Genomic DNA, 12,403 nt, shown 5'->3' on the forward strand with positions numbered 1-12,403 from the left:
TCTTTTTGGGGCTTTGCTTCCTTCTTTCTCTCGCCTTCGGCCTTCTTGTGGCTTTCAGCAAACAGCGTCTCCTTGTTGTAAACCATGACAGGCTCTAAAGCCGCACCAGGCCTGGGTATAATGGAGACCGAAACCACCTTGTTCACCTTCGAGGCTGCAGCGTGGGCAGATAAAAGAGCACTCTTAACAGCCGAAACATCCCCCTTTATCTTTATGGTTATCATCCCGCTGCCTCTGGAATTTTCCCTTCCTACGAGCTTTATATTTGCCGTCTTGCACGCTGCATCCGCCGCCTCTATAGCTGCAGCCAAGCCTACTGTCTCTATGAACCCAACTGCTGCATGAGAATCACTCATTACTACCCACCCCTAACGTTCCCTAATCCTTCCATCACGTACGCAACTATCTTATTAACCAATTCCTCGTAAGGTTCCTCGCCCGCTTTAGCCAGTTTCAGTGTGGCGCTTTGCAATTCCCTCGAAAGGCCCTTAGGCACTTTCCTTTTCTTCAAAAATTCCTCTCTATCCAACAGCGGCTCCCTCTTCACGAGCCTGGAAGCATTGTGCCCCAGCCACCTCAAAATCAGTGGGTCCCCACCGTGAAATGCGGTAACGTATGGGGGATGCTCCGAAAGAGAAAACACAGTTACAGCGCTTTCCGTCCTGTCCAGCCCTATCCCAACTTCCAGCCTGGAAAGAACAGCGGCTTCTTTGGCCAGAGAGGAAGCCCTACCATCCGCCCTCCTGCCCCATGCAATAGGCACTCCCTCTTCTTCACAGCCGGCGCCTATGTGCCTCACCCATTCGTCAGGGCACGAATCTGACAGCAAAAGAACTACAACTGGCCTGTTTTCTTGTATATCCTTAAGCTCCATGGGACAGCGCTTGTTCATCCTTCTAGCCCCTCCGCACTTCGCTCAGTCATTTCACTGGCAGCCCCTTACTGGCAAAACCCAGCACCAATCCCGTGGCCACCGCATTACGGGGCCCCTCAGTTCCCCTTATGTTCCCCTGGCCAGCCACTACGCCAAACCTGGAAAGGGCGTCGGTTATCATGGACGGGATTTCAAAGTCTAAAGCGGATCCTCCAACAAGGACAACGTAATCCAAAAGCCTCACGTTGCCCGCCGGAGAGACCCTCTCAAGTGCCCTCATGGAATTGGCAACAAATACTTCCCTTTTGGCCCTACGCCTTATTTCCCTTATCCTCTCCACAGGAATATCCAGTTCTAGAGGCATCAGTATGTCGTCTTCCACGACAAGGGCATTCTTTCCAAAAAGGTTGGGCGATAAGGGGTTATCGAAAAACCGCACCCTTCCATCCTCCTGCCGGATGTGGAAGGGACTTTCGACCTTACATAATGGATAACGCTTTATGGACTCTGCCAGCTCCATGCTCTCTATGCCCAGCTCACTGGCTATTATGGTGTTGACCATATTCCCCGCGCCTGCAAGGTGGATTAGGTCAATATCACCGTTTTCTTTCATCAAAGAGGCATCTGTGCTCCCAGCTCCCAAATCCAAAATAGCCAGTGGCTTTTTTGTTCCTGGGGTAGTAAGGGCTCCCCTTACGGCCATCTCTGCCTCGACTCCACCAATCATGACCCTCACACCCGTCTCCTGGGAAATCGCTTCAGCCAACTGGCTCATGGGCAGCTTCTCGGTTTCCACCATCACAGCGAGGGCCACCCCATGTTCCTGGGAGAACTCGCCGGCTATCCCACCTACAACTTTCTGGGGAACCAAGGTGTCAACCGCCAAAAGATCCTTTATATGGATATCCGACACTGGAAGCCCTGTAAGGTTGGACATGGTCCTCCTTACCCTCTCCATCATTCCTCCCACATTAGTGCCAGGTTGGCCAAATATGTTCTTGATAGGCTGGCTCTCTACCAAAGCCTTCATTATGGCCTCCGCACCGCTTTCCACATTGACGGTTCTCCTTCCTGAAGCCCCATCAATGTAAAGCTCCCCGGCAGGTATTCGCCTTTCCTTAACCTCCCCGGAGGGCGTCTTTATGACCACCGCGGAACGATTACCTATCAGGGCCCTGGCCACGGGAACGACATGCTTGGTCTCCTCAGGCGAAAGGGAAAAAATAGTAGCTATACCATAAGGGTTAGACAGCACCTCTATGACCCTCCCAGGCGGAGCTACTTCTACACAGGCAAACATGCCCAGAGGGACCTTTTCTATGGACATTACCTCGTCTACTATGGGCATGACCTTGCTGATGCGGTTGGCTATGAGGACTCCATCGTCCCCCTGGCATATGGCACCCTCTACTGAAATTCCCTTTTCTATCGCACTGTTTATTGCCTCTGACGCAGCTTCATAGTCCCAGTTGGAGGGAATCACCACTATAACAGGGGAACCTCGCTCCACATCCAACAGATCATTAATATGAACAGTCCTGCCTTTCCCTACTCCTACGCCACCTGGCGTTGAGGGGTTATGGCCTATCATAGTGGACTCGGTCACTATAGTCTCACTTATGTTCTCCATGGCCACATCGCCTATGACAGGGGCGGCTTCATTTATGCAGATCACATCTATCTTGGAAAAATCTTCCCTGCCAAAGCCTATCTTCTCCAGGGCCAACCCTAGGGCCATCTTTACACCCCTTACATTCTGGGTTGTCCCCTTAAGGCCAGTGGTCTGATACAAAGAGGAAGACAAAAATTCCACCTGGCCATTTTCCACCTTACCCAAAGCAACCTCCGTGGTTGAGTTTCCTATGTCAATGCCAGCCACTATGGGCACCATAACCCCTCCTTAGCTAGTTCTTAATTAGGCGCTCTTTAGAAGCCCCCTACGCTCATATACGTCCGCAGCTTCCCTTATCATCTTGGCGTTAACCACTGCGTTGTACTGGCTCTCCAGCTCATCAGCTATATCTAAAAGTTCCTGCTTGGTAGATCTGCGAGGCCTCAGGGCGTTATATATCTCCAGCAACTTCTTGTCGGGAACCTTTATAAGCTCCGCAGACCTTCTCAGGTTCATAGCCACCTGCGCCTTGCCAGCAGCTTCAGCAATCTGGGCCTGATATTCCAAAGCCTCAGGAGTGATGCGCAAATCTTCAAAGCCCACCTTGCCGCTCATGAGGTTGTCCAAATTGACGTCCTCAAGGGCTTTGCCTGTAGGCGTCTTAAGAAGCTCTGGCCTCTTAGAAGCGACAGGATAATCTTCTACCTTCAGGTGGTTTTTGCTTTCTCCCCCCCTCGGGGCTGCATCTACAGGAGTATTAGCCGATCCCATGACCTCTTTCAGGGTCTTTCTTACAAGTTCCGCTATGAGCTGCTCATTCAATTCCATAGCCATTCCTAGCACCCCCTCATCTATCAAAGGCAACTTCAATTTCTACCGGGCCTTTTTTAGGATCGACAAACCGCATCTCCTTGTTGTGTAGAAGGGCTGCCAAACCTTGGTAGCGAGGCCTCGCCATAGGGTCGTTCTTGGTGGGAACAGGCACTGGACTCTCGCCTTTGGCATACTTTGCAGCGTTGCGACCTATAGCACGAAATGTCTCCGGATCCAAAAGCGGCGACTGAGGGAATAGCTCCAGGTTTTGAAGGGGAGACAGGTCTTTCTGGTGAATAACTGTCGTTCCTCTAGAGAGCACCCCTATACCTATGCCAGATCCGGAAAGCTCCGCTGCTTTTTTGCCTATGAAAGCTACATCACATGTATGTGACACCCTTACCACCCTTGGTTTCAGCCCCTCTTCCTCTATTCCCGCCATAAGCTGCCTTAATACTTCAGAATGAGGGGTGCCAACTATAGTCTCGTTGAAACCAACCCCAAACCCAGGAGAGATGCCAATGGCCACATCTCTCGGGTCAGAGCTCTTTTCAGCCTCGCCTTTCTCCACAAGTTTCATGGACGAAGCAGCTTTAGGCACCGAAGCGCTTTCTGCCTTTTTCCCTGTTTCAGAGGAAGGAACCATTTCAGCTAAAACTTCAGCTATGACCTTGCGAATAACTTCTTCATTCAGAGAAACCATAGTTTCACCCCCTTTAAACGTCCTCTGCCCTTATCGCCCAAGGAACATCCTTTATCTCTTCCCAACGCTCAGGGCTCATCTGATAGCCTGTCATAGGCCCTTGGTAAGTGTTAGGATCATTGATCGCGCTCCAGACGTAACCGCTTTCATCGATCCATGCAGAGGTCTGGAGATAGTCACCAGAGATGCGCTGCTTCATCATCATCAAAATGGCCTCTGCTACATCCCTGTAGCCGCGTTTAACCAATGCCTTTATAACGTCCACGCCGGTTATTCCCTCTTTCATGATCCTGTCAGCGGCTTTCACGTCCTCTGGAATATTCCTCGGTGGAACATCCTTACTGGTGTTGGCATAAGTGGCTGCTTCCACTTCTTCATCCGTGATCGGGGGAAATCCAAGTTCCTCGTAAACAGCCTGAAGTGCCCTTGCTGCCTTGTTCCTTACCGCAATGACGTCTTCCTCCAACACAGGGCGGACTCCACCGTCTACCTTGAAATCTCGCTGCAAGGCAAGGTAATCGTCTATGTCCTCTATGTCCCAGTTGGACCCAGCAAACATGTTGTCGCAATTGGGAACAGCAGAATATCCCGAGAAGATAAGGTCCGTTCCCGGGAAAAGCTGGGGTATAGTCCTTGCTGTACGGCGCAGGTCAGAGTGTGAGAAGGTTTGGTCGTTGCCAGAAGCAACCTCCATGCCCATAGCCATCGTCAAAAGGTTCTCCGCAGCTACAGCCCGAAGGCCACTTGGGACAGCTCCTGGAACACCTATGACAGAGATAGAACCATTCTGTAACCCTTGGACTCCCGCACCTTTAGTGATAAGGATACAGCGGGCTTCCAAGTAGAGCATGCTCTTGCCCTCTGCGGCTCCCATCTGGACTTCACTTCCTGTCCCGCTGGTGAACCTCATCTTTATGCCTCTGCTGGCGTAGCACGAAGCCAAAAAGGCCTTTGACCACGGCGTATCATCGCCATCTACAAATACGCCCTCCGTACCATAGACAGAGACGGTTTCCGCGTAGGCCGTAAGACCTCTCATGCCTATCTCAAGCTCAAAGGATTCTTCCAGAGCGTCCTGAGTCAACACTCCAGGGCGGCCAACCTGAGACCCCACCAACAAAGATAGAGCATTAAGAGGGCCGTACTTAAACACGGCAACTGTGGTCTCTATCTCAGCAAACCCTCTGTAAGCTGCTTCTGCAGCGTCGCAAGCCAACATGACGGGGTTGTCTGTAGCGCTAGTGACGTGAGCCTGATTCTTCGGCGTCTGCCTGACCCGCATCTTCTGCATGGCCATCATTATCTCAACTATATTCAACTTATCCACAACTGCTGCTAGTTTCGCAGGCGTCAGCCCTCCAAAAATTTTTCTTACCTCTTCAGCTGGAGTGTTTATATCGACGAGCATTCTTGCAAGTTCTACATCAGACTTGGACATGGCCTCTTCTGTTATGGAGACATCTATGGCGTAATCGGCTATGAACTGGTCTATCATGTCAAAGTCTTCTCGCCTTTTGCCATCCATTTCCACTATTTTTCCGCCACTAACCTTGACGGAGGGTTTAGGGTCGTTGGGGCTTCCCATCGCGATCAAACCAGTTTCTATCCACTCCCCTATAAACCCATCCTTGTGGACCGGTCTGTCCTCTAAGGTTTGGAAACGCTTGCTTCTTTTCTTCTCCACCATTTACACTCACCTCCCAATAGCCAAAGCTTCTATGGCCTTAGATGTATGGTTTGGTAGAAGATTTGGGAGGCTCACCAAATGCTCCTAACAACTTGAGTCCCACTTCGCGGGCCGCGATCAATGACTGCCTTACAGCCCCCGAATCACCGGTGATGCCCATTACGGCCTCATTGGTATAGGTGTTGCCGTTGGTGGGCGTGCTGTAGAAGAGCATATCTACCTCTGCAGCCTTCAAAGCTGCATCGGTCATGACTACACCTATTCCGGCAGGAGCACCTACGATAAGGCCGAAAGCCTTACCAAGGGGAGCTCCAAAAGCCTTATTGCATGCGTAGCTCGCCCTGGCGGTATACTGAAACTCCAGGTGCCCAGCATCGTTGGCATAAACGTCGCCAAAAGTCCTCTCAAGGTCTTTAAGGGCTACTTCTACAGCCCTGCGGGCATCGGAAACATCTTCTGCGCCAAGGAGGATTAAACAGCCGTGGCCAGCTCCTCCTTTGGTATCTCTTGGAAGCTCCAATAACACCACTTCGGTGTTGGTGGCTTTAACCGCCTCATCAGCAGCCATTATCTGAGGACCAGCACCTACGCGGTCGGAGATAATCCCTATGGACCTGTATTTCGGATCCCAACCAAGCTTCTCAAGAATGCGGCTTTCAAGGTTGGCTATCACAAGCCCAATGGTGTCACCTATAGCTGTGCCGACAAACTCTGTAACTCCAGCCGCTTGTAACGCCTCGGAACATGCAACTGGCTTTTGCTCCTCTTTTTTCTCAGGCTCCCCTGCACTGGAAAGCCTCTTCATTACTTCTTCCATCACTTTTCCCATCAATTCCTGGTCCATTCCCCGAACCCCCTTTTCTAAAGCTCAAATGCTCAAGAATGCAATTAGTCCAACTTGGGAAGGATCTTTTCCGTGTCAGAGTGCGGCCTTGGGATTACATGTACAGAAACAACTTCCCCAACCTTCTTGGCTGCAGCAAGCCCTGCATCAACAGCGGCTTTTACAGCTCCAACATCCCCCCTGACCATCACTGTGACGTAACCAGAACCGATCTTCTCGTAGCCAACCAGCCTCACGTTTGCGGCTTTCACCATGGCATCTGCAGCCTCGATGCAACCAACCAAACCTCTGGTCTCAATCAAACCCAAAGCTTCACCGTTCATATCATGCGCACCTCCATAAAATTTCTTCTATTCTTGCCTTAAGTTCCCTTACTCCTGTCCCTTCTTTGGCAGATACGGCATACACCTCCTCAACCCCAGCTTCCAACAATTTTTTCCGGGCATAATCAACTTTTCCTTCATAATTGCTATCTAAAAGGTCTATCTTGTTAACGCACCCCAAAACAGGGGCAGCAAAAGCCTTGGATATGCCTGGAGATAACTGTCCAGGATTGGAAGCATCGACTACTAGCACGATGGCATCGGCCTTAGTGGAGGAAGTGATGAGGGCATGATAAAATCGGGACATTTCCATAAATTCACCGGGAGTGTCTATGAACTGGGGGGCGTACTCCACACTTTCTGTTTTCTTCACTGTAGAACTTAAAAGCCCCAGCTTCTGCAAAAGAGTGGTCTTCCCTACGCCAGTTCTTCCCACAACCATTACTCTCCTGGTCATGAGAAAGTCACCTCTGTAGAAGAAAAAAGAAGCTTCGACCCGAAAAAGGCCACAATACTTCGGAGGGAACTTTCGACAGAAGAGACATCGCCACTGATCAAAAGACAACCCGTAAAGCGATCGACGAACTCTACTCGCACCGAGGCTGACTTGGAGGCGATATCCGCGGCTATAATTGATCCTTCGCCAGGGGTAATGGTGAGGATGCCTACCGCCCCTTGATGATCAATCCCTATCTTCTCGCACAGCTCTTTGCGAGGGTTCCTTATGACATGGGCAAGCGTAATCTGCTTGCCAGGAACATATTCTTGAATTACCCTGGCTTTCTCCTCCACCAAAGCACCCCCTCTCCTCCCAACGCTTATGTTCCCGCAACGGAAGGAAGGCTTCAATTAAAGAGGGCCTTATTTTTTTGACCAATTAAGAAAGGAAGGAAAGAGAAAATTTTGATGTGCCTAGCACTCGTTTTTTTGCTTAAAATCTTTGTTTTTTTGACTAGTTTATTTAGAAGAGTGCCTTTTAGCGTACTCCGAGGGGCTTTCGCCGGTAAGCTGCTTGAAAAGGATGCTGAAGTAATTTATGTTTCCATATCCTACCATCAAAGCAGTATCCCTGACAGAAAGGCCCTGAGAAAGCAATACTTTTGCCCTTTCTATTTTTTCCTCTTTTACCACATCTATGAACCTCTTGTTAAGGGTCTTCTTAAAGAGCCTGCTCAAATATGAGGGGCTAACGTTGGCATAGTCGGCGGCACTTTGCAGTGTGACGTCCTCATAATGGGACCTTATGTAGGACAGAACCTGCTGCACTATGATAGCCGACTCATCCGCCGCGCTATTCCTGATCGTCCAGGAACTCAATATTGCCTGAGAAAACGCCTTGCCCAGATCTTTAGGGTTGGAAGCGCCAAGAAAATTTAAAATTTGCTTATTCGCCCACTCCCTCATCATGGAAAAATCGCACTTTAACTCTATAAACAACCTTAGAAGCTGTCCCAAGATTCCCAAAGCGACCATCTTGGCCATCCCGAGATTCTTCAGCGCAATTTCCCCTATAAAAGAATTTATAGTCTCTATGCTATCGGCAACCAGCTTGCTGTCGTTTTTAAGAAAGCCATCTACTAGATAGTTGAAAGACTTGCTCCCAGCACTTTCGAGGACTAATGGATCGGTTTCATGATCTTTCTTCTCCGCAGAATCGTCACACAATATAATCTGGCCGAATCCTTTAAAAATGCTCTCCTCTACGATCTCCTCCAGCTGGGATATAACTTTCGGCATCTTGCGTAAATCGGCAATGTATCCACCACATATGACATTAGATTTAAGGCCTCTAGAGGAAAGATGCCCAAGGAGCTTCAACCCCATATCTTCAAAGGATACGTTTTCCCTTCCTTGCAGTACAGGAACCATCACTAAGAAGCAAAAATCTCCCCACGGTACCACAACTCCGTCCTCAAACACCCCTTCCAACTCTCTCCAAAAATGAATTAAACTGCCTCCTGCAGGGTCGAAACTGCTGAAACACGCTACACCTAAAATCACACAAGGGTTAACTGGAGGCAGCTTGAGGACAGAGAAGACCATCTCTGTATCTTTGTCAAGCCTGTTGTATTTGACTAGATCCTGCAGGGCTGCATATACGAAAATACCTTTATTCCTTGAAACGAAATCCTTTATCTTGTCGCTCTCAGCAAAAGCTTGCTTTTTATCTTCTATGGTTTTGACGACGCTCTTTATCGCCTCTACAAGCTTGCTGTCCGAAACAGGCTTGACCAAAAAAGAGCTCACACCTAGCTCCACCGCTTCCTTGGCATACTCAAAGACATCGTAAGCAGTAGTGACTATGACCTCTCCATTAAAACCCTCTTCCCTCAACTTCTTAAGCTGGGATAACCCATTACCTCCCGGAACGCGAATATCCAACAGAACGATCTCCGGTAGCCAGTTGAGCGCCATTTCTTCGAAAGAAAAAATATCGTTGGCATCCTTGACCTCAAACATGCTACCAAAGGCTTTTTCCAACACAAACCTTACAGCCTTGCTCTCTATTGGTTCGTCTTCCACTATCAAAAGCTTGTACTTGCTGAGTTTTTTGGATGTCATCTTTCCCCTTCCCTGACTATAGGGATTACTATCTGAACCTCTGTCCCTTCGTTTGGGCTGCTTTTGAAGGCTATGTTCGCCTTCTCCCTGAAGTATAGCCTTACCTTTTCCTCTAAGTTACTGAGCCCAAGCCCCTTTTTGAGCTTTTCTGTGTCACACCCTACCCCGTCGTCCTTTACGGTTAGATATAAATAGTCGCCCTTTATACAACTTTTTATAGCCACACAAGCAGGCCTTACGGAAGGCTCCACGCCATGAACCACGGCATTTTCCACCACTGGCTGCAAAAGCATGAACGGGACAAAGACGTTTAACGTCTCGGGCTCTGCATCTATCTCAAAGGAGAGCCTCTCCCCAAACCTGGACTTGTATATATCCAAAAAACACTTGGCACAATCCAGCTCGTCTTTTAGCATGACGAAATTCCCACGTTTTTGCTTTCCTAAGACATACCGCAAATACTCGGCAAATTTTATCGTCAGCTCCTGAGTCTGCTTGGCCCCCTCAAACATGGCCAAACGGGAGATTACGTTCAGGGTGTTAAAGATAAAGTGGGGGTTTAACTTGTTTTGCAAAGATCTGACCTGGGCCTGTTTTAAGTTCCTCTCAAGGGCTTCCTTGTTTACTTTTCTCTTCATGATGGTTATCCCTTTTTCCAGGAACTTTCTCTCAGACAAGTGTTTCTCGCATATAGTTACTATGTGGGAAGCTACGAGCTTCAAGAGCATGGCGCTTCTTCTAAGCTGTTCTTCATCTACAACAGGTATCTTAAGGAAACTTTCTATTAGTCTCTCTCGTTCCTTATAGTCAAAATGCCAAAACCTATCAGCCAGCTCTTGGACTTCCTTGCGGGTGTATTCTCTAAGCTTCACCTGCCCCATGAGCAATATGCCAACGGTCTTATCCTCGCTCAGCATTATGGGAACTGCCATGTCTATCAGCCCGGCATGGCAGGTATATATCTTCACATCTCCAGAGGTTATGGCCTTTCTGCCACCTTCCGCATCACTCTTGCGGCACCTTTCTCCCCCATCTATGGATCTTATTATTTTACAGAAATTTGAGAAATTACAGGGTTTTGTGACAGGTGTTCCTTCTGGCGTGGTCAATATGGCAGCATAGTTATTGGACACAGCAAAATTCTCTACGATCCCCTCAAGGGCATCGACATCTACAACGTACTTCCACCACTCTAAAGTTCCCTCTCTGTACATCCCTGCTCCATCCATTATGAAGTCCCTTCACAAAAGGGCACTCGCTCCCTATGACTCTTTTGGCCTGTTATTTTCGTCCACGAATACTATCTTCGGCTCGTGCAATCTTGCCTCCTCGTCGCTTACGTCTTTCCAGCTTGCTATTATCACCAAGTCCCCAACGGAAACGAGCCTCGCCGCGGCGCCATTTACGCATATAATCCCACTGCCACGCTCTCCCCTCATGGCATAGGTGGTAAACCTGGTGCCTGCGTTGATGTTCCATACGTTAACCTGCTCGAATTCCAGTATATCTGCCATCTCCATCAAGGACTCGTCGATGGTTATACTTCCTTCGTAATTCAGGTCCGCCTCTGTTACAGTGGCCCTGTGTATCTTCGACTTTAACATCTTCCTAGTCAAGACTACATACCCCCAACAAATTTTTTTAAAAAATCCATTTTTCAATACCTGAAAAACACCTGCATATTGTACTTAAACAACCATAAATTTGCCACCATGCAAAAAACCGCCCCTGGCAGTTCAGGTCCAGGCAGCGGTTTTATTGGTTTCAGAGGGGGCGCTATCTAGCTTTTAGGCTATCTTTTATCGCCAAAGAAATGCCTTCAAGGCCCTTTTCCAGCTCCTCCGGCAAAGGCCACGCATAGCCAATGCGCATGTAGTTTCTCGGCATCTCAAACCAGTGGCCTGGCCCCACGTAAGTGCCATATTCATTGTTGAGCCTATCATAGAAAAGGTCTATATCAACAGGAAGAGATGGCTTTATCCTGGGGAAACACACCACTCCACCTTCAGGCTCTACCCATTCCATGGCTTCTTCGGATTCTATCCATTTTTTCATAGTATTGAACGCCTTTTTGTTATATTCGAGTATCTGGGGCATCCATGTGTCTTTGTTTTTCAACACCTGAAAAGCTATCTCTTCGTCCACCACACTCCCACATATGCCTATTTGTTCCTTTGCAGAAAGGAAAAGTTCATAAAGCTCAGGGTCCTGAGTAGCTAGCCAACCTATCCTTATTCCAGGAATGCCGTAGCTCTTCGACATGGAAGATACGCTTATCGCCCTGTCACTCAATGTTGCAGCCGGAGAAGTCTGCTTGCCATAAGCAAGTTCCCTGTATGTTTCATCCAACAACAACCAGCATCCCCTGCGCTCTGCAAGATCCACAAGGACTTTCAGCTCTTCTTCTCTTAAGACTGTGCCCGTGGGGTTGTGGGGGGAAGTGAAACTAATGAGCTTAGTGCGATCGTTCATGAAAGACTCTACTTTCTCCACATCCACCCTAAACCCCTCTTCGAAGGTTAAATCCACATATGAAATATCACACCCTATCGCCCGGGGCGTTTCAATGTTGGTGGCGTAGTTAGGGCGCACCACCACTATGTGATCGCCTTTTTCCAAAAGGCTAGTTGCTATTATGAAAAGCGCTCCGGCAGCCCCTGAGGTAACCAGGATATTCTCTGCTGTTAAAGGCTTGCCCCACTGGGCCGCAATAACCTCCCTCAGCTCTTCCTTCCCAAAGTGATCGCCGTAAGGCAGCAACATGTCCTCTACAACTACCCCAAAATCACTCAAAGATCGGTCGCGTATGGAGCTTTCCGTAAGGTTGTATTTTATCTTGTCGTATCCCAACTGTTCCGGCGACTCTTTCTCAATGGCCATGCGAACGTACTTCATAAGCACTCCTCCCATTTTGTGTCTTTCTATTTTGCTCAAAACACTATCATTATAATAACACAGTGAATTTTTGCATATTATTTTAAATAT

At 48.7% G+C, this 12,403-nt stretch carries 14 protein-coding genes; all 14 read right to left on the reverse strand.

The features are described from left to right. On the reverse strand, nt 1-356 hold a 356-nt coding region (locus H0Z23_RS07465; protein WP_296868742.1), incomplete at its 3' end, for a BMC domain-containing protein. A gap of 2 nt (nt 357-358) precedes the next feature. Further along, nucleotides 359-874, reverse strand: coding sequence for a glycerol dehydratase reactivase beta/small subunit family protein (locus H0Z23_RS07470; protein ID WP_296868744.1), 516 nt, complete (start codon nt 872-874; stop codon nt 359-361). A 46-nt stretch (nt 875-920) separates the two neighbouring features. Further along, complete coding sequence (locus tag H0Z23_RS07475; protein ID WP_296868747.1) at nt 921-2,765, reverse strand: diol dehydratase reactivase subunit alpha; 1,845 nt, start codon at nt 2,763-2,765, stop codon at nt 921-923. A 24-nt stretch (nt 2,766-2,789) separates the two neighbouring features. Beyond that, entirely contained in the window at nt 2,790-3,320 is a 531-nt protein-coding gene (locus H0Z23_RS07480) for a diol dehydratase small subunit (RefSeq protein WP_296868749.1), read from the reverse strand. A gap of 13 nt (nt 3,321-3,333) precedes the next feature. Further along, the gene (locus H0Z23_RS07485; protein WP_296868753.1) at nt 3,334-4,002 is read right to left on the reverse strand and encodes a propanediol/glycerol family dehydratase medium subunit; all 669 of its coding nucleotides are present in this window, start codon (nt 4,000-4,002) and stop codon (nt 3,334-3,336) included. A 13-nt stretch (nt 4,003-4,015) separates the two neighbouring features. After that, a complete protein-coding gene (locus H0Z23_RS07490; RefSeq protein WP_296868755.1) occupies nt 4,016-5,689 on the reverse strand; it encodes a propanediol/glycerol family dehydratase large subunit in 1,674 nt (557 codons plus the stop codon). A 37-nt stretch (nt 5,690-5,726) separates the two neighbouring features. Continuing rightward, nucleotides 5,727-6,533, reverse strand: coding sequence for a propanediol utilization microcompartment protein PduB (pduB, locus tag H0Z23_RS07495; protein WP_296868758.1), 807 nt, complete (start codon nt 6,531-6,533; stop codon nt 5,727-5,729). Between the two features lie 44 nt (nt 6,534-6,577). Continuing rightward, a complete protein-coding gene (locus H0Z23_RS07500) occupies nt 6,578-6,856 on the reverse strand; it encodes a BMC domain-containing protein (protein WP_014162363.1) in 279 nt (92 codons plus the stop codon). 1 nt (nt 6,857) lies between these two features. After that, nucleotides 6,858-7,313 carry a EutP/PduV family microcompartment system protein gene (locus H0Z23_RS07505; protein WP_296868764.1) on the reverse strand — a complete coding sequence of 152 codons (456 nt, stop codon included), beginning with the start codon at nt 7,311-7,313 and terminating at the stop codon, nt 6,858-6,860. Beyond that, a complete protein-coding gene (locus tag H0Z23_RS07510; protein WP_366928885.1) occupies nt 7,310-7,651 on the reverse strand; it encodes a BMC domain-containing protein in 342 nt (113 codons plus the stop codon). The genes H0Z23_RS07505 and H0Z23_RS07510 overlap by 4 nt, the downstream gene beginning before the upstream one ends. Nucleotides 7,652-7,813: 162 nt before the next feature. Then, on the reverse strand, nt 7,814-9,418 hold the full coding sequence (locus H0Z23_RS07515; RefSeq protein WP_296868770.1) for a helix-turn-helix domain-containing protein: 1,605 nt from the start codon (nt 9,416-9,418) through the stop codon (nt 7,814-7,816). Continuing rightward, nucleotides 9,415-10,647 (reverse strand): PocR ligand-binding domain-containing protein, encoded by a 1,233-nt coding sequence (locus H0Z23_RS07520; protein WP_296868802.1) that lies wholly within the window; start codon nt 10,645-10,647, stop codon nt 9,415-9,417. The genes H0Z23_RS07515 and H0Z23_RS07520 overlap by 4 nt, the downstream gene beginning before the upstream one ends. 33 nt (nt 10,648-10,680) lie before the next feature. Then, nucleotides 10,681-11,034 (reverse strand): aspartate 1-decarboxylase, encoded by a 354-nt coding sequence (gene panD, locus H0Z23_RS07525; RefSeq protein ID WP_296868804.1) that lies wholly within the window; start codon nt 11,032-11,034, stop codon nt 10,681-10,683. 160 nt (nt 11,035-11,194) lie between these two features. Continuing rightward, nucleotides 11,195-12,313, reverse strand: coding sequence for an aminotransferase class I/II-fold pyridoxal phosphate-dependent enzyme (locus H0Z23_RS07530; RefSeq protein ID WP_296868806.1), 1,119 nt, complete (start codon nt 12,311-12,313; stop codon nt 11,195-11,197). Between the last annotated feature and the right edge of the window lie 90 nt (nt 12,314-12,403).

The organism is Thermovirga sp. (assembly GCF_017656375.1).
Lineage (GTDB): Bacteria > Synergistota > Synergistia > Synergistales > Thermovirgaceae > Thermovirga.

Coding starts and splice junctions, on each gene's coding strand:
- H0Z23_RS07505 (WP_296868764.1), bottom strand. CDS start 7,313: ATGACCAGGAGAGTAATGGTTGTGGGAAGAACTGGCGTAGGGAAGACC.
- pduB (WP_296868758.1), bottom strand. CDS start 6,533: ATGGACCAGGAATTGATGGGAAAAGTGATGGAAGAAGTAATGAAGAGG.
- H0Z23_RS07530 (WP_296868806.1), bottom strand. CDS start 12,313: ATGAAGTACGTTCGCATGGCCATTGAGAAAGAGTCGCCGGAACAGTTG.
- H0Z23_RS07475 (WP_296868747.1), bottom strand. CDS start 2,765: ATGGTGCCCATAGTGGCTGGCATTGACATAGGAAACTCAACCACGGAG.
- H0Z23_RS07520 (WP_296868802.1), bottom strand. CDS start 10,647: ATGGATGGAGCAGGGATGTACAGAGAGGGAACTTTAGAGTGGTGGAAG.
- H0Z23_RS07515 (WP_296868770.1), bottom strand. CDS start 9,418: ATGACATCCAAAAAACTCAGCAAGTACAAGCTTTTGATAGTGGAAGAC.
- H0Z23_RS07490 (WP_296868755.1), bottom strand. CDS start 5,689: ATGGTGGAGAAGAAAAGAAGCAAGCGTTTCCAAACCTTAGAGGACAGA.
- H0Z23_RS07480 (WP_296868749.1), bottom strand. CDS start 3,320: ATGGCTATGGAATTGAATGAGCAGCTCATAGCGGAACTTGTAAGAAAG.
- H0Z23_RS07485 (WP_296868753.1), bottom strand. CDS start 4,002: ATGGTTTCTCTGAATGAAGAAGTTATTCGCAAGGTCATAGCTGAAGTT.
- H0Z23_RS07470 (WP_296868744.1), bottom strand. CDS start 874: ATGGAGCTTAAGGATATACAAGAAAACAGGCCAGTTGTAGTTCTTTTG.
- H0Z23_RS07500 (WP_014162363.1), bottom strand. CDS start 6,856: ATGAACGGTGAAGCTTTGGGTTTGATTGAGACCAGAGGTTTGGTTGGT.